Genomic DNA, 17,273 nt, shown 5'->3' with positions numbered 1-17,273 from the left:
TTGTTGGGCTGGAGTGTGCCATGGCTGAGTTTGATCAGGATTTGCCGGTGCAGGTGATAGCGGCACTTGAGCGTGGGCAGAAAATCGAGGCAATCAAATTGCTGCGTGAGCTCAAGGGTATTGGCTTGAAAGAGGCCAAGGAGGCCGTGGATGGCTACACGCTTGAGCGACAGCCGGATGGTGCCTCGGTAGTGCAGTCGGGCGGGCATGGCGGTATCTTCTGGTTGTTAGGCTTACTTGTGCTGGGCGCTGCAGTCGCCTGGTTGTTTGGCGCGTTCTAGCGGCAGTGCATCGTACGGTAGGGGTAGTAGGGTGATGGCGTGAAGTGGTTGAGCAATGTGGTTTTTCTGCTGTGTGGTGTCTGTCCCTTGGCTGGCGTCAACGCCGCTACCTTTGAAGTCGGCTTTTATAACTACCCGCCGATGATGATCGAGCAGGGGAAAACCGGTATCTATCAGGACATCTTCGATGAGCTAGGCAAGCTCACGGGTGACACCTTCAGCGTGCAGTACTATCCCTATCCGCGTATTGGCCTGCTGTTCAATGGTGGGCAGCTCGATATCGAGCCGGGAGTCTATCCGGGTTGGGTGCGCAGTCAGCCGACCCCTGGAGTGTTTTCGGTGCCGTTCGGCAAGGTTGTTGATGTCATGATGTTTGCCCCGGGTAAGGCTTTCCCGGTGGCGCGGCCTGAGGATTTACGCGGCAAGTCAGTAGGGCTGGTTCGTGGTTATGCCTACCCTGACTTGCGCGCGCTGATTGAAGCGGGGCAGCTCGATCGGCGCAATGCGTTGAATGAAGCGCAGCTGCTGGAGATGTTGGCGAAATCGCGGTTTGATCAAATTGTGGTCAACAAGGCGATTGCGCAATACAGCCTGGCCAAGACTCCGGATTACCGTCATCTCGAGATTGGCGATGTAATGAGCTCTTTCGATGTCAGCATGCGCGTTCATCCGCGCCACGAAGCTTGGCTGGATAAGCTGGATGCGGCCATTCTGACGCTCAAGCGGCGCGGCATTATTGAGGGGATCTACGCCAAATACGGCGTTCACCTCTAGCAGGTTGTTGGGGCGCTGCCTGCGTTGGCAGTCCTGCGTTAACGCGGCCTGCTAGCTAGAGCCCGTTTGCTTGGGTTGCTGATTAGATGGCGCCATCGCTATGCAATTGGGCGATCTGCTCACGGCTATAACCCAGCCCGCTCAGCACCTGTTCATTGTGCTCGCCCAGCTCCGGGCCGACCCAGTTCACCTCTCCCGGTGTGTCGCTCAGTTTGGGCACGATGCCGGGCATCTTGAAGGCCTTGCCGTCGGGCAGCTTGGCCGATAGAAGCATTTCTCGGGCGAGAAATTGCGGGTCGTGGAACATGTCTTCGGCGCTGAAAATGCGGCTGGCGGGGACATCAGCCTGATTCAAGGCTGCCAGCACTTGCTCCAGCGGCAGCGAGCCGACCCAGCGGTCGATTACGCCATAGATCTCATCGCGTCGGGCGTCGCGACCATCATTGCTGGTTAGCGTCGTGTCATCGGCCAGGTCTTGGCGGCCGATGGCCTGCATAAAACGTTTGAAGATCGCATCACCGTTGGCGCCGATCTGGATATGTTTGCCATCGCTGCTGGTATGGATGGAGGAGGGCGTGATGCCGGGCATGATATTGCCGGTGCGCTCGCGGATAAAACCGAACACATCGAACTCCGGCACCATGGACTCCATCATGGCGAAGATCGCCTCATACAGCGCCACATCCACCATCTGCCCGTTGCCGCCGTTGACCTCGCGATGACGCAGTGCCATCAGCGCGCCGATCACGCCCCACAGCGCGGCGATCGAATCGCCAATCGAGATGCCGGTGCGTACCGGCGGCCTATCCTCGAAACCGGTGATATAGCGCAGCCCGCCCATGGATTCACCCACGGCGCCGAAACCTGGTTGATCCTTCATTGGTCCGGTCTGCCCGAAGCCGGAAAGGCGCACCATCACCAGCTTGGGGTTCAGTGCGTGCAGCACCTCCCAGCCCAGGCCGAGTTTTTCCAGTACGCCTGGGCGAAAGTTCTCAATAAGAATGTCCGCCTCGCTGAGCAACTTCTTCAGCACCTCACGGCCGGCCTCGTGTTTGAGATTGAGGGTGATCGACTGCTTGTTGCGCGCCTGTACAAACCACCACAGCGACGTGCCCTCGTACAGCTTGCGCCACTTGCGCAGCGGGTCGCCGCCATCCGGTGACTCGACTTTGATTACCTCGGCACCGAACTCGGCGCAGATGCGCGATGCAAATGGGCCGGCGATCAAGGTGCCAAGCTCAATCACTTTCAGGTCGGCGAGGGGTTTGTTGGCTGTGCTCATAAGGGCTTCCGTTGGGTGGCGGGCTGGCCAAGGCTATTCGATTGTGAGTGCTGAGTCATATTTCAATGTCCGCTATCAGGCGTTGCGGCTGCGATGGGGTTGGCAGATTTAGCTGTTTAGTTGGTGGGCGATATGGCGTTAAATTGCCGTCACGAATGGATGCTCGGCGCTGCTGGCCCTGGATGGTTTCCCTCCTGCGATTTTTTCCTGCGTGTTCTTTGCGGCGCTGCTCTTGAGCGGTTTGCTTGCGCGTGCCTGAAAATCCACAAACATGCGTTTTAAAATATTACATGTGATGTGTTGATTCATTACATGTGTAGGTCTAGTCTGCGTCCATGGAAAACAAATCATCAGCCCATTACCAGCGTCTTTTTCGTCAGCGTTTGCGCGAGCAGGGGTTGGTCAAGAAGGAAGTCTGGATATTGCCAGAGCATGCCCCGCTGCTTATGGCGTTCGAGCGGAAACTTCGCCAGCCGCACTCATTAAAGCTGGCTTCAATGGAAAAGGAGGAGGGTATGAGCATGCCGCAGGTTTGGACTGCACAGGCTTTATACGATGCGCTATCGGCCGCTGAGCTATTCAAGGGCGGGCAAGCGAGCATTGAGCTGATTCAAAGCTCGGATGCCAGTTTGCACGTGACCATGCACGACTATGGCGATCTGCCGCTGTTTATTGCCGTCTATGGTGAGCAGATCGTGGTCGAGGGCCTGCTGTGGCCTGCCGCCGATGTGTGCGACAGCGCGGCGTTCAATGAGCAGGTGCTGCGCACGCACAAACTGTTTCCGCTGTCTTCTATCGGTCTGGAAACCCTGCCGGACGGCCAGCCTTGCTACACCATGTTTGGTGCGCTGAGTTCGGCGTCGTCATTGACCGACGTGGTGTTCGAGATCGAATTGCTGGCCGACAACGTGATCAAGGCCACCGAAGCCTATGAAGGCTTCCTCAAGGCTGACGCTAAGGAGTGATGCTATGAACGTCTGGAGCAAATTGCTGACAGCGCTGCGTGGCGGCGCCAATGAAGTGGGTGAGGCCGTGGTTGACGGCCAGGCGCTGCGTATTCTCGATCAGGAGATCCGCGATGCCGATCTAGAGCTGCGCAAGTCCAAGGAAGCCTTGGCCGAAATCATGGCCAAACAGAAGCTGGCCAGTGATCGCCTGGGCAAGAGCACGGCGAAGATCGCCGAGTACGAGCAGTACGCGCTCAAGGCCCTGGATGCGGGTAATGAAACCCTGGCCAAGGAAGTTGCCGAGAAGATCGCCAATCTGGAAGCCGAACAAGCCAGCGACCGTGAACAGGCCGATGGTTTCGCGGCCAGTGTGGCGCAGTTGCGCAAAGCCGTGACCCAGGCAGAAGGGCATATCAAACGCCTGAAACAACAGGTCGATACGGTCAAGGCCACGGAAAGCGTGCAGAAAGCCCAGATGGCCGTGGCGCAGCGCTATGGTGGCTCGCAGGCCAAGTTGCATACCGCGGTCGAATCGCTGGAGCGCATCAAGCTCAAGCAGGCCGAGCGTGCAGCCATGATGGAAGCCAGTGCGGAACTGGCCGCAACCAGTGCGCCGGATGATGCTCTGGAGGTCAAGCTGCGCGCTGCCGGTATCGTACCGGATAACGCCAGTGCCGATAGCGTGCTAGCGCGGCTGAAAGGTCGGGTCAAGCCCGAGGCCTGAGCCGGTCATGCGGGAGCTGCGGCTCCCGCTTCTTCTACTACCAGGATGTAAAGAAGATGGAGCTGTTCTTTCAGACTTCGCTGACGTTCCCCGTGGTGCTGTTTAGCTTCCTGCTGTGTGCGGTGTTCCTGTATTGGCTGATTGCTGCTATGGGCATTTTCGAGATAGACGCACTCGACGGGGATGTTTCGCTGGATGGTGAAGGGATTGAGCTTGAGGGCTTGGCCGGGTTGCTGATGAAGCTGGGGCTGGGCGGTGTGCCGGTGACATTGGTGCTGAGCCTGCTGATCTTCTTCGCTTGGGTGGCGTGCTATCTGATCGAAATGTTTGTGCTGCGGTATATCGCTTTTGGCTGGCTGCGCTACCCGCTGGGATTGCTCGCCATCGGCCTGGCACTGGTGCCGGCCGTACCGGTCACTGCTGCACTGTGTCGGCCGCTACGTTCGCTGTTCCAAAAATCACAGAGCACTACTCGCAAGTCGGTGCTCGGTCAGACTGCCGTGGTACGCAGTGGGCGGGTCACCCTGCAGCATGGCGAAGTAACGCTGGAAGACGGCGGCGCGGGGCTGATTTTGCGTGTGCGTGCCGATAAGTCCTGCGGTTTCAAGCGCGGGGATCGGGTGGTGCTGCTGGAGTATCTGGAGGCAGAGCACGCCTACCGAGTGGTCAGCGAAGACGAATTCAACGGGCTCTGACCCGCTATCAAGGAGACGATTTAAAATGCCAGAAGTACTGATGTTGTTCTTGACCGGTCTTGGTCTGTTTTTTGTTTTTCTTTTTGCCTTTTACGTGCTGTTCAAGGCGTTCTATATCAAGGTTCCCCAAGGCACTGCGTTGATCGTCAACGATATGTCTTCCACCCCCAAGGTGCATTTCACCGGTTCGCTGGTCTATCCGGTGATCAACCTCAAGGAGTTCATGAAGATCTCCCTGATCACCCTAGAAGTGGATCGTCGCGCCAAGGACGGGTTGATCTGCAAGGACAACATGCGTGCCGACATTACCGTGGCCTTCTATCTGCGCGTCAATGAAACGCAAGAAGACGTGCTCAAAGTGGCCAAGGCTATTGGGGTGGATCGTGCCTCTGACCGTGAGGCAGTCAATGAGTTGTTCAACGCCAAGTTCTCCGAAGCGCTGAAGACCGTCGGTAAGCAGTTCGACTTCGTCCAGCTGTTCGAGAACCGTCAGGAATTCCGTGACCGTATCGTCGAGGTGATCGGCAACGACCTTAACGGCTATGTGCTGGAAGATGTGGCCATCGATTACCTGGAGCAAACCTCCAAGGCGTCGCTGGACCCGAGCAATATTCTTGATGCCGAGGGTATCCGCAAGATCACTCAGCTGACTGCTGCGCAGAACGTCATCACTAATGACCTGGAGCGCAACGAAGAGCTGGCGATCAAGAAGAAGAATGTGGAAACCCGCGAGGCGACCCTGGCGCTTGAGCGTCAGCAGGCCGATGCCGAAGCACGGCAGAAGCGCGAGATCGAAACCATCCGCGCCCGCGAAGAAGCCGAGACCCTCAAGGTCAAGGAAGAAGAGCGCTTGAAAGCCGAGCAGGCACGCATCACCACCCAGCAGGAGCTGGATATTCGCGCCGAGAACCACCAGCGCGAAGTCGAAGTGGCGCAGCAGAACCGTCAGCGTGCGGTGGTTATCGAAGTGGAAAAAGTCACCCGTGCCAAGGACCTGGAAGTCGTCTCGCGCGAACGTGAAGTCGAGCTGCAGCGCATCGAGAAAGAAAAGGCCCTGGAAGTCGAGCGCAAGAACATTGCTGGGGTGATCCGTGAGCGCGTCGCGGTCGAGAAGACCGTGGCCCAGGAAGAAGAACGCATCAAGGAAGTGCGTGAAGTGTCCGAAGCGGATCGGGCCAAGCAGGTCATGGTGCTCAACGCCCAGGCCGAAGCCGAGCAGGAGCTGGTGCGGCAGGTCAAGCAGGCCGAAGCCGACGAGACCCGTTCCCAGCACAAGGCCGTGGAAATCAACAACCTGGCTCAGGCCGAGTTGGAAGCTGCGGCCAAGCAGGCCGAAGCCAAGAAGAAAATGGCCGAAGGTATCGAAGCCGAGCGCGCGGCGCCTGGTCTGGCCGATGCGCGGGTGCGTGAAGTCACCGCCGCCGCCAAGGAGAAGGAAGGCCTGGCAGAAGCCCGTGTGCAGGCTGAGCAACTGATTGCCGAAGCCAAGGGTGAGCAGGAAAAGGGCCTGGCCGAGGCACGGGTGACCGAAGCCAAAGCTGCCGCCAAGGAAAAAGACGGCCTGGCCGATGCCAAGGTGCTGGAAGAGAAGCTCGGTGCTCAGGCGCGTGGCGAAGAACAGCTCGGCGCAGCCAAGGCCAAGGCTACCCAGGACCTGGGTATGGCCGAGGCCCATGTACTGCTGGAGCGTCTGAATGCCGAGGCCGAGGGCCTGGGCAAGAAGTTCGGCGCGCTCGATGCGCTCAGCGACAGCGCCCGTCAGCACGAAGAATTCCGCATGCAGTTGGAGAAGAACTTCGAGGAAGCCATGGCCGCCATCGCGGCCAACAAGGACATCGCCAAGGATCAGGCCGAGGTGCTGTCCACCGCGCTGGCCAAGGCGAAGATCGAAATCGTCGGCGGCGAAGGCGACTTCTTCAATTCCTTCGCCAAGTCGCTGTCGGTGGGCAAGGCCATCGAAGGTGTGGTCGGCAAGAGCCCGGTGGTGCAGGACGTGTTGGCCCGTCTGCTCAACGGCCGCGTCGGCGAAAGCAAGACGCCAGCGGCTGTGGATAGCAGCGAGAGCTAAGTGTTTGCCGGTAATGGCTGAAAACCAGCGTCTTACCAATAAGTTGGATGTCCTCTTGGGGTTGGCGAAAGCCAACTCCTTGAATGGCCCGTTTATCTCTAATTAGGAAGCCTTATGTCAGAACCACGGGATTATCTGGAAATGTCGTTTCGTTCGATCCAGTGCTTTGCCAATGACGGCCGTCTGGATGTGCAGGAGCTGGGCGCGCTGCTGAATATTGCCGAGCGCGACGGGGTGATTGATGACAATGAAATTCGCGTGCTGAAGAAGATCATTGCGCATATCAAGCCCGAAGAGCTCGATCAGGCGATGCGCGACAAACTGGCCGAAATAACCCAAAAGATTGGTGCCTAAAAAAGTAGAACCATGTGCTTTGCTGTTGGGGCTCGTGAAACCGCCCCTTCGCGTCACCCCACCTTGCTAGCAGACAGCGCAGATTCAGGAAGACCACGATGTCGGATGCTCCAGCCGTAGCCCAACCACAGGATGTATTGGACAAGGCCGTCGCCGAAGGCGGTGCCTATGAGGTGCTGCACAAGCGCCTGCAGGAGCAGGGCCTGCGCCTGCGGCAGACTACCGAGGCGCTGAATGCTCAGCGCTTGCAGGAGTTCGGCAGCAGCCAGATGGAGGTGGTCGGACGGGTACGCATCCGTACCGAAAACAACTGCACGGCGCGCGATATCGTCCAGGTCGGCGAGAACCTGCTATTTGGCTACAACGTGTTCCTCGGCCTGAAAAAGGAAACCCGCGTCGAGGATGTGTTCTCCCTGTATCGCCTGAGCGAGCAGGACGAAGGCTATGAAGCCGAGAGCGTGGCGCTGGCCGACAGCTTTCTCGGTCAGAGCAGCTTCGTTAACGACTTCAAGGAGCTCTACACCTATTACAAGAACACCCACTTGCTGCAGCTGCTGGTGCGTGACGGCAAGCTGTTGGCCAGCTTCCAGATCGGCGAGCGGATCAGCGATATCCGGGTGTTCCGCTGGTCGATCGCCGACGGCGGCAAAGAAGTTCGCTATATCGACAACCGCGGCGAGCGCGATATCGCGCTGCCGGCGCCTTTCGATTTCGAGTGGCAGAAAACTTCCCGCGAGATGGTGGTCAATGGCCGCCATCCGCATATGAATATCCTCGACACCATCTTTGTCGAGACCATCGGTGGCGACCTCACGGTCAAGGTCGAGAACAATACCGAAGACGGCCTGGGCATCTACCGCGAAACCGTGGTGGACAAGACTCAGTCGCTGGACGACGCGCAGATCGAGTACGCCAAACTCGGCAGCCTGATCCTGCTGAAAGTCCTGCCATACCGCGAAGAAGAGTGGCGCTACCTGGTGTTCAACAGCCTGACGCGCAAGGTCGAGCGCATCGACGCCATCGGCCAGGCCTGCGTGCAGCTACCGGAAGACCACGGCATCATCTTTCCCGGCGGCTACTACCTGCAGAATGGCGAGTCCAAGGCCTTCGAGCAGCCCATGGCTGGCATGCGCTTCAAGCGCGCGGTGCGCTCGCCCAATGGCGAGGACGTGCAGTACATCTTCTACCACCCGGAAGAAGGCCGCTCGGCGCTGTTCACCTACAACATGATCAATCGCCAGCTGCACAACCCGATCTTCGGCCACGGCTATGCGCGCCTGGAAGACGGGCGCATGGTGATCTTCGCCGCCGAAGGCACAGAGCCGACCCGTATCCACCCGATGCAGATCTGGCAGACACCGTTCTGCAGCGATGATTTCGCCGCTCGCCAACCGGTGCGCAGCGGCTTCTTCGGGCGCATCGGCAACGCCGAACTGGTGCGCGGCGTCTCCGACCTGCTGGGTCTTAGTCGCGAAATCGAAACCCCGGAAGTCTCGGTGCAGCGTTATACCCAGCTGTGCCAGAACACTCGCCGCCTGTTCGACGTCTACCACTGGCTGGGCGATGCTCAGTGCCAGGGCATGGCGCCTCTGCTGCGTGAAATCGCCGCAACTGGCGAACTGGTGCTCGACGAATTCGAGAAGGTCGAGAGCATTCGCCAGCAATCGGCTCGCGCCATGGCCGAGGCGGAAACCCGGCAGCAGGCGCTGTTATCCAGCCTACTGATCGATAGCTGGGATGAGGTGCAGCACTTTGTCGACGCGCTCAATGGCATCAACGCCCAGCGTGGCCAGCTGCTGACCATTCGCGATTACCGCTATATCGACGTGGCGCGCATCGACGCCATGGAAACCGAGCTGCTGACGGCCCAGGAGCAGGTCGCGGCCGCCACCTCGGCGTTCCTCGCCAGCAAGGCGGCGCTGGAGCCTTATGTGCTGCAGCTGGCCCAGCTCGACGCCCAGGCGCAGAAGGCCGAAAGCGTCAGCCAACTGAATGAGCCGCTGGTGGCGTTGCAGGCCATGGCCGGCAACCTGGATATGCTGTCCAGCCTGATGGCTTCGCTGCCGATTGACGATGCTACCCAGCGTACCGAAATCGTCGAGTCGATTTCCGAGGTCTACGCCCGTCTTAACCAGGCCAAGGCCCGCGCCGAACAGCGGCGCAAGGGCCTGGGCTCGGCGGAGACCGTGGCGCAGTTCGGCGCCCAGTTCAAATTGTTCAGCCAGGGCATCACCAATGCCCTGGCCATGGCCCAGGACCCGGAGCGCTGCGACGAACAGCTGTCGCGCCTGCTGGTACAACTGGAAGAGCTGGAAAGCCAGTTCGGCGATCAGGAGCAGTTCCTCGGCGACATTCTGGCCAAGCGTGAAGAACTGCTGGAAACCTTCGAGGCGCACAAGCAGGCGCTGCTCGACGAGCGTCAGCGCAAGGCCCAGGGCCTGCTCGATGCCGCGCGGCGGATTCTGGAAAGCCTCGGGCGGCGCACCGCGCGCCTGACCCAACCGGATGAGCTGAACGCCTTCTTCGCTTCCGATCCGCTGATTCTCAAGCTGCGAGAACTGGCCGAGCGCCTGCGCGAGCTGAAGGACAGCGTCAAGGCTGAAGACGTCGAGTCACGCCTCAAGGCCGCCCGCGATCAGGCGGTGCGCAGCCTGCGCGACAAGAGCGAGCTGTTCGAGGAGGGCGGCAACGTCATCAAGCTCGGCCCGCGCCACCGCTTCAGCGTCAACACCCAGGAGCTGGACCTGACCCTGATGCCGCGTGGCGATCAGCTCTATCTGCACCTGACTGGCACCGAATTCCTCGAACCGCTGCAGAACACCGAGCTGGAAGCGCTGCGTGATTTCTGGCAGGTAGCCCTGGAGTCCGAGTCCGCCACGCTGTATCGCGCCGAATACCTGGCCGGTGAAGTGCTGGCCGCCGCCGATGCCGGCCGCGATGGGCTTAGCCTGGACCTGCTCAAGCAACAGTTGACCCAGCCGGATGCGCTGATCAAGAGCATTCGCGACTTCGCCGCGCCGCGCTACAAGGAAGGCTACGAGAAGGGCATTCACGACCACGATGCGGCGTTGATCCTCACCCAATTGTTGCCGCTGCGCGACAGCGCTGGACTGCTTAGCTACGGCGCCTTGCCCCGTGCTTTTGCCAGCTTTTTCTGGGGCCAGGCGCAGCGTCGCGACGATGCCAAGCAATGGCCACAGCGCGCGCGCAGTGCCCGGCATATCCAGCAGTTGTTCGGCCAGCGCGACAGCCTGTTGCAGTTGCAGGCGGAAGTTGCCGAGGCCATGGCCGGCTATATCGCCCAGCAGGGCATGAGTCTGACTCCGGCAACGCTGGTCGAGGCGGCGGAATACCTGGTGCAGGAGCTGGCCGCCGAGCGCATCGAATTCGTTTTCAGCAAATACGCCCGCGAGCTGCTGGCCGGTTTGCAGGCGCGTTTGCAGACGGCGCATATGTGGGATGTCTATCAGCAAACCCTGACTCAACTGCAGGATCGCCCAGCGGCGCAATGGGCGCTGGTGGAGAACTGGCTGCGCGGCCTTTGCGCGGCCCAGGAGTTCGCCGCGCTCAGTGCCTATGTGCCTGAAGCCGTGGCCCTGACGCTGCTTGCCGAGGACCTACCCAAGCGCATCACCGAAGTGGATCTGCGCTTTACCGCCAAGGACTTGATGGGCGAACACCCACGAGTGAGCGAACGGCAACTGGTGCTGGCGGTGGACGATTTCTTCGCTCGCCTGCGTGTGCACCGCGAGCAGTTTCTGCCCGGTTTGCAGCGCTATCAGGCATTGCGCCAGGAAGTGGTGGCGCGCGAGCGCGAGGCGCTGCGCCTCAATGAGTTCAAGCCCAAGCCGCTCAGCTCCTTCGTGCGCAACAAGCTGATCAATGATGTCTATCTCGGCGTGATCGGCGACAACCTGGCCAAGCAGATGGGCACCGCCGGGGAGAATCGTCGTTCGGACTTGTCCGGTTTGCTGATGCTGATTTCGCCGCCGGGTTACGGCAAGACCACGTTGATGGAATACGTCGCCCACCGCCTCGGTTTGATCTTTATGAAGATCAACGGCCCGGCGCTGGGTCACGAAGTGCGTTCCCTGGACCCTGCCCAGGCGCCGGATGCCACTTCACGCCAGGAGTTGGAAAAGCTAAACCTGGCGCTGGAGATGGGTAACAACGTGATGCTCTATCTCGACGATATTCAGCACACTCACCCGGAGTTCCTGCAGAAATTTATCTCGCTGTGTGATGGCACGCGGCGTATCGAAGGTGTGTGGAAGGGCCGCACGCGCACCTATGACATGCGTGGGCGCAAGTTCTGCGTGATCATGTCGGGCAACCCCTATACCGAGTCCGGCGACGTATTCAAGATCCCGGATATGCTGGCCAACCGCGCCGACATCTATAACCTCGGCGACACCCTGGGCGGCATGCAGGAAGCTTTTGCGCTGTCCTACATCGAGAACGGCCTGACCTCCAACCCGGTGCTGGCACCGCTGGCCACCCGCGATATGGCTGACGTCTATCGCTTCGTCGCCAAGGCCGAAGGCAAGCCGTTCTCCAGCAATGAACTGAGCCACAGCTACAGCGCGGCTGAGGTCAACGAAATCGTCACCACCTTGCAGCGCCTGATGCAGGTGCGCGATGTGGTCGGTCGGGTCAACCAGCAGTACATCGCCAGCGCCGCCCAGGCCGATCAGTACCGCACCGAACCGCCGTTCAAGCTGCAGGGCAGCTACCGCAATATGAACAAGATGGCGGAGAAGATCAGCGCGGTGATGAACGATGCCGAGGTGCTGCAATTGATCGCCGATCACTACCAGGGTGAATCCCAGTTACTGACGACCGGCGCCGAGGAAAACCTGCTCAAACTCGCCGAGTTGCGCGGCAATATGACCGACGTACAAGCCGAGCGCTGGGCGCAGATCAAGCGCGACTTTATGCGCAACAAGGCCATGGGCGGCAGCGATACCGATGTCGGCGGACGCATGGTGGCGCAGCTCAATGATCTGGTCGAGGGTGTGCGTGGCCTGGCCAAGCTGGCACCGGGCGAGCAAGCCGCAGCGCCGACGATTCCCTGGGCCGAGTTGCTCGCCGGCCTGGATAGTCTGGGTAAGCTGCGCCCGCAGGTGGAGGTGATCACGCCGCCACAACCGGCCGTGCAGAAGGTGCTGGAGAGTCTGGCCGACAGTCTGCAGAACAGCTTCCTTCCGTTGATCCACGCCATGGACAAGAAGATCGATATCGACCTGCGCACCCACAACCGCATGCTGGAAATCTCCACCCAGCTGCGTGATCTTGGCGAGCAACTGGGCCATGAACAGCGCCTGGGTGGTGACAGCGAAAGCGAAACACCATGAAGGCCGGGCTGTTGCCGCGCGTGCAGCTGTTGCTGGGCATTGCCGCATTGATGCTGGTGCTGCAGCTGGGTAACAGCTTGAGTGGTTACAGCCTGAATCTCTGGGGTGTTATTCCGCGGCGGCTTGAGTCATTGCCGGGCGTGCTGTTTGCGCCCTGGCTGCATGGCGGCTGGATGCATCTGTTGAGCAACCTCAGTGGCCTGTTGGTGCTGGGGCTGCTGGCCTTGCTCGAGTCGCGCCGCGACTTTATCCAGGCCAGCCTGTTTATCATCCTCGGCAGTGGGCTGTTGGTCTGGTTGTTCGGCCGCGAGGGTATCCACGTCGGTGCCAGCGGCTGGTTGTTCGGGTTGTGGGCGCTGCTGCTGGCGCGGGCCTGGTTTCGCCGCAGCTGGCTCGATCTGCTGCTGGCGGTGCTGGTGTTCTTTCTACATGGTGGTTGGGTCTTCGGCCTGCTGCCGCAGCAGGGCGTGTCATTCGAATATCATCTGGCCGGTGCGCTGTGCGGTGGGCTCTATGCGGCCTGGCGCTACACGCCGCGCGCACGGCAAGGAGGTTAAATGGATTTCAATCGTCTCGATCAGCAACTGCGTGACAGTTTGGTCGATCTGCGCCTGAGCAATGAGGAACGTGATGAGCTGCGCCAGCTTGGCAGCGAACTGACCCCCGATCAGGTGCGTTATATGCGTAACCGCGCCTTTGCCCTGGTCCGTGAGCTGATTCGTCAGTCGGAGAATGCCGAGCTGGCGCTGAAGTGGCTGGAGCAGGTAATCAAGACCCTGGACGCCAATATCGCGCCTACCAGCAACCTGGCCAGCGCCCATTTCAGCCCCGGCGAGGAATGCCGTCGCAAGATCCGCGAGCTGTGCCGGCAGGCGCGCAAGACTGTGGATATCTGCGTCTACACCATCTCAGATGATCTGCTTAGCGAGGAAATTCTCGCCTGTCACCAGCGCGGCCTGGCCGTGCGGGTAATCAGCGACAACGAGAAACAGTTCGACGCCGGCAGCGATGTGCAGTGGCTGCGCGATAAGGGCGTACCGCTGCGCATCGATAGCGGCCCCTTCCATATGCACCACAAGTTCGCTTTGTTCGACGGTCGCCTGCTGCTCAACGGCAGCTTCAACTGGACCCGTAGCGCCAGCACCAGCAACGAAGAGAACTTTATGGTGGTCGACAACCCACAGCTGCTGGCGGCTTTCAGTCGTGAGTTTGAAAGCCTGTGGGCGCGTTACGTGGATAACTGATGGACGACTCGTCGCCCGTTCACCGGCTTATCGGCTTCTACCGCAGTTGCTACCTGGCCGACAGCCGCGAGCTGGATCTGGATAACCTGAGTAAGTTGCCGGCCGAGCGCTGGGCCTGGTTGGGCGGTCGCGAAGAGCTGGTCAGTGGTGGTTTGCTCAGCCTGCCGTTGAATGCGGAGTTGGGCGCCGCCCTGGAGCGCCAACAAAGCCTCTATCAGCGCGAGCTGCAGCTGATTTACGGCGTGCTGCCGATTTGCGGGCGACTGACCTTGGCCGATGCACCCGCCGTACCGGTCTGCGGTCCACTGTTCTATTACGAAGCTCGATTGCAGCGCACAGCTGACGCGCAGAGCCATTTGCTGACTATCGATCTGCAGCAGCCTCACGGTAATTGGCGACTGTTGCGGCGCTTGCTCGGCGGCGAAGAACAGGATGCGTTTGCCGGGCTGGTGCTGCCCAGCGAGCCGCTGGATAGCCTGGCTCTGGGCGAACTGTTGTCTTGGGTGGTGGCCAATACCCAGGTGCCGGATGTTGTCGCAGCTGCCGGTTTTCCCGTTTTGGCCGATGTGGCCGTGCTGGACAAGGCGCAACGTCGGCGCAGTCTCTCGCTGCAGTCTGGGGCCATGGTTGCGCTGGTGCCACGTGGCACCGGCAGCCGTGGCATCGCCCACGAATTGCAACAATTGCAGGCGGCCAGCGAGCTGTCGCCGCCGCTGCGCCAGTTACTCGGCGAGCCGGCGACTGCAGCAAGTGAGGCCGCTGTCAGTTCGCCGGAAAATCTGCCGGCGCAACTTAGCGCTGCCCAGTGCCGCGCATTGGCTAATGCCGCACGCTATCCCTTGAGCCAGATCAGCGGCCCGCCGGGCACCGGCAAAAGCTACACCCTGGCGGCCCTGGCGCTGGATCGCTACCTGCAAGGCGAAAGCGTATTGCTGGTCAGCCGCAGCGAACAGGCGGTGAAAGTTATCGCGCAAAAGCTGCGTGACGACTTCGGCCTGCGTGACGGCGTGTTGGAGTGCGATGGTCAGGGCCAGCTCAAAGGGCTGCGCGAACGCCTGGCGCGGGCCCTGCAGGGCGAGCTCGAAACGGTCGAGGAGGGCTGCGAGCGCCAGCAGCGCCGTGAACTCAGCAGCCTGCAACGCAACGAGCAGCGCCTGAGCCGGGCTTTTCGCCGCCGCGGCGAGCAGGCGCTGGCCTGGAGTCGCCTGTTGTTGCGCGCCGAGCGTGGCAGCCTGAGCTTCTGGCAGCGGTGGTTGCAGGTGCCCTGGGTGCGCCAGCGCATCTCTGCCAGCGCACGGCCTTGGGCGCTGCTCGATGAGTTGCGCGAATGTCAGCAGCGTCGTCAGCGACTCAGTCGTGAATACCTGAATACGTGCCGGGCATTGGGCTTGCAGCGCTTGCTGGCCAAGGATCGGCAGACATTCGTGCATTACAACCAGGCGATCCGCGCGCGCAACTCGCAGCGGCAGTTGGCGCTGTTCGAGGATATCGATCCGGCGCGCCTGTTGGCGGCGTTCCCGATCTGGGTGGTGACCCTCGACGAGCTGCATCGCATGCTGCCGCTGCGCGCCGGTTTGTTCGATGTGATGGTGATGGACGAGGCGACTCAGTGCGATATCGCCTCGGCGCTGCCGGCCTTCCAGCGTTGCAAGCGCGCGGTGGTGGCAGGCGATGCGCGGCAGTTGCGGCATATCTCGTTTTTATCCATCGCCGCTGAGGCGCGCCTTGCCAGCCGTGCGCACGTGCCGGACGAGCAGGGTGAGCGCTGGAGTTATAGAACCAATAGCGTGCTGGATCTCATGGGCCTGCAACTGGCCCATCAGCAAGCGGTGATCTTTCTCGATGAGCACTTTCGCAGCCGCCCCGCACTGATTCGTTTCAGCAACCAGCGGTTCTACGCCAATCGTTTACGGGTGATGAAAGAGCGCCCGGGGCAGGAGGGCTGCGACAGCCTGCAGCTCGAACGGCTGAGCGGCGAGCGCGGCGCCAACGGGGTCAATCCGGCCGAGGTGGCGCGGGTACTGGCATTGCTCGGCGAACATATGGCGCGCTATGCCGCCAGCCCGGTCAAACCGAGCGTCGGCGTGCTGTCGCCGTTTCGCGATCAGGTCGAGGCGATTCGCAAGCAGGTCGCTGCCACGCTGTCGCTCGAGCAACTGGCTGAGTTTCGCCTGCTGATCGCCACGCCTTACGGCTTTCAGGGCGAGGAGCGCGACCTGATGATCATCAGCTTCGCCATGCACGGCGGCGGTGCTCAGGTTGCTACCTACCTTAATCGAGCGGACATGTTCAACGTTGCCATCACCCGCGCCCGTGAGCGTCAGGTGCTGCTGTTCAGCGGCGACGAACAGCAGTTGCCGGCGCAAAACCTGCTGCGCCGTTATCTGGAGTCGATTCGCCCGTTCGCGTCAGCAGCCCGCGCAACGACCGCTGAGGACGCTTTTCAGCGCGAGGTCTGCGCCGCGCTCGAAGCCAATGGTGTCAGCACCTGGGCCGGCTACCCGCTGGCCGGGCTGCTGCTGGATATCTTCTGCCAGCGTGGCGACAAGTGCCTGGCCATCGACCTGATCGGTTTTCCCGGCGAGGGCGAGGGTTTTCTCGAACTGGAACGCTACCTGGTGTTGGCCCGCGCTGGCCTGGAAAGTCTGCCACTCAGTTATGGCCTGTGGAAGCTTGAGCCGGAGTTGGCGTTGCAGGCGCTGTTACAGCGTTTGTAATAACGTTTCGGCGCAGCGTTGCCTGCGGCCATCCATCCCTGTTCAAGGCAATCGGCCTGGATTCAGGGTAGACTTGCGGCCTTTCCGAATAGCCAAGAAGCCCCGTCCATGGCCCTGCCGTCTACCACTTATAAAATCGAACTGAACCTCACCGACATGGACCGCAGCGTCTATGAAAACCTGCGTTTTACCGTGGCCAGACACCCTTCGGAAACCGAAGAACGCCTGGCGGCGCGCCTGGTGGCCTATGCCTTGTTCTATCACGAGCAGCTGGCGTTCGGTCGCGGCCTGTCGGATGTGGATGAGCCGGCGTTGTGGGAAAAGAGCCTGGATGACCGCGTGCTGCACTGGATCGAAGTCGGTCAGCCGGACAGTGAGCGCATTACCTGGTGTTCGCGGCGTACCGAGAAATTCAGCCTGGTGGCGTATGGCAATCTGCGCGTATGGCAGACCAAGGTGCTCGATCCGGTGCGCAGCCTGAAAAATATCAACGTCGTCGCCCTCGATCAGGAGGCCCTGGCCAAGCTGGCGCTGGATATGCCGCGCTCACTGAACTGGAGCGTGATGATCAGCGACGGCGAGCTGTTCGTCACCGATGAGCGCGGTCAGCATGAGCTGCCGATTGAGTGGCTTGCTGGCGAACGCTAAGGCTTAGCTTGGTAGGGTGGGTTGAGCCTGCGATACCCATCAACTACCGACCATACGATGGGTGTCGCAGGCTCAACCTACGCGGCCCGCCCCATCCTACGTTTCGCTCCGTCATGATGTTGAGAACCCCGCCCCATGCGTATCGAGTCCCGCCCGCTACCCGCCCCCCTGCCTGATCTAGGCTC

General features: G+C 60.7%; 12 protein-coding genes and 1 pseudogene. 12 read left to right on the top strand and 1 reads right to left on the bottom strand.

Going from position 1 to position 17,273, the window contains the following annotated elements; translation table 11 throughout:
• Positions 1 to 20 precede the first annotated feature (20 nt).
• Together ACIN8IBEIGE_RS21280 and ACIN8IBEIGE_RS17755 are read left to right on the top strand one after the other, a co-directional pair.
• Positions 21 to 281 carry a ribosomal protein L7/L12 gene (locus ACIN8IBEIGE_RS21280; protein WP_160015812.1) on the top strand — a complete coding sequence of 87 codons (261 nt, stop codon included), beginning with the start codon at positions 21 to 23 and terminating at the stop codon, positions 279 to 281.
• A gap of 39 nt (positions 282 to 320) precedes the next feature.
• Positions 321 to 1,055 (top strand): ABC transporter substrate-binding protein, encoded by a 735-nt coding sequence (locus ACIN8IBEIGE_RS17755; RefSeq protein ID WP_160015811.1) that lies wholly within the window; start codon positions 321 to 323, stop codon positions 1,053 to 1,055.
• 82 nt (positions 1,056 to 1,137) lie between these two features.
• On the opposite strand, the pseudogene ACIN8IBEIGE_RS17750 reads toward ACIN8IBEIGE_RS17755, so the two are convergent.
• Positions 1,138 to 2,368: pseudogene (locus ACIN8IBEIGE_RS17750) on the bottom strand (CaiB/BaiF CoA transferase family protein).
• Positions 2,369 to 2,672: 304 nt separating this feature from the next.
• Between ACIN8IBEIGE_RS17750 and ACIN8IBEIGE_RS17745 the strand changes: the two are divergent.
• From ACIN8IBEIGE_RS17745 to ACIN8IBEIGE_RS17700, 10 genes are all read left to right on the top strand, one after another.
• Positions 2,673 to 3,302 (top strand): YjfI family protein, encoded by a 630-nt coding sequence (locus ACIN8IBEIGE_RS17745; RefSeq protein WP_160015809.1) that lies wholly within the window; start codon positions 2,673 to 2,675, stop codon positions 3,300 to 3,302.
• A gap of 4 nt (positions 3,303 to 3,306) precedes the next feature.
• Entirely contained in the window at positions 3,307 to 4,008 is a 702-nt protein-coding gene (locus ACIN8IBEIGE_RS17740) for a PspA/IM30 family protein (RefSeq protein ID WP_160015808.1), read from the top strand.
• 56 nt (positions 4,009 to 4,064) lie between these two features.
• The gene (locus tag ACIN8IBEIGE_RS17735) at positions 4,065 to 4,703 is read left to right on the top strand and encodes an OB-fold-containig protein (RefSeq protein ID WP_160015807.1); all 639 of its coding nucleotides are present in this window, start codon (positions 4,065 to 4,067) and stop codon (positions 4,701 to 4,703) included.
• Positions 4,704 to 4,728: 25 nt separating this feature from the next.
• Complete coding sequence (locus tag ACIN8IBEIGE_RS17730; RefSeq protein WP_160015806.1) at positions 4,729 to 6,771, top strand: flotillin family protein; 2,043 nt, start codon at positions 4,729 to 4,731, stop codon at positions 6,769 to 6,771.
• A 114-nt stretch (positions 6,772 to 6,885) separates the two neighbouring features.
• Positions 6,886 to 7,125, top strand: a complete 240-nt coding sequence (locus ACIN8IBEIGE_RS17725) for a hypothetical protein (protein ID WP_160015805.1) — start codon at positions 6,886 to 6,888, stop codon at positions 7,123 to 7,125.
• Between the two features lie 98 nt (positions 7,126 to 7,223).
• A complete protein-coding gene (locus tag ACIN8IBEIGE_RS17720; RefSeq protein WP_160015804.1) occupies positions 7,224 to 12,479 on the top strand; it encodes a DNA repair ATPase in 5,256 nt (1,751 codons plus the stop codon).
• The gene (locus ACIN8IBEIGE_RS17715) at positions 12,476 to 13,036 is read left to right on the top strand and encodes a rhomboid family intramembrane serine protease (RefSeq protein ID WP_090387920.1); all 561 of its coding nucleotides are present in this window, start codon (positions 12,476 to 12,478) and stop codon (positions 13,034 to 13,036) included. The genes ACIN8IBEIGE_RS17720 and ACIN8IBEIGE_RS17715 overlap by 4 nt, the downstream gene beginning before the upstream one ends.
• The gene (locus ACIN8IBEIGE_RS17710) at positions 13,037 to 13,723 is read left to right on the top strand and encodes a phospholipase D-like domain-containing protein (protein WP_090387921.1); all 687 of its coding nucleotides are present in this window, start codon (positions 13,037 to 13,039) and stop codon (positions 13,721 to 13,723) included.
• A complete protein-coding gene (locus ACIN8IBEIGE_RS17705) occupies positions 13,723 to 16,440 on the top strand; it encodes a DEAD/DEAH box helicase (RefSeq protein WP_160015803.1) in 2,718 nt (905 codons plus the stop codon). Before ACIN8IBEIGE_RS17710 ends, ACIN8IBEIGE_RS17705 begins: the two co-directional genes overlap by 1 nt.
• A gap of 108 nt (positions 16,441 to 16,548) precedes the next feature.
• Positions 16,549 to 17,088, top strand: coding sequence for a YaeQ family protein (locus ACIN8IBEIGE_RS17700; RefSeq protein ID WP_160015802.1), 540 nt, complete (start codon positions 16,549 to 16,551; stop codon positions 17,086 to 17,088).
• Positions 17,089 to 17,273 lie beyond the last annotated feature (185 nt).

The sequence above is a fragment of the Pseudomonas sp. 8BK genome, from assembly GCF_902506475.1.
GTDB classification, from domain to species: Bacteria; Pseudomonadota; Gammaproteobacteria; order Pseudomonadales; family Pseudomonadaceae; genus Aquipseudomonas; species Aquipseudomonas anguilliseptica.
This window is presented reverse-complemented; position numbering and strand designations above follow the sequence as displayed.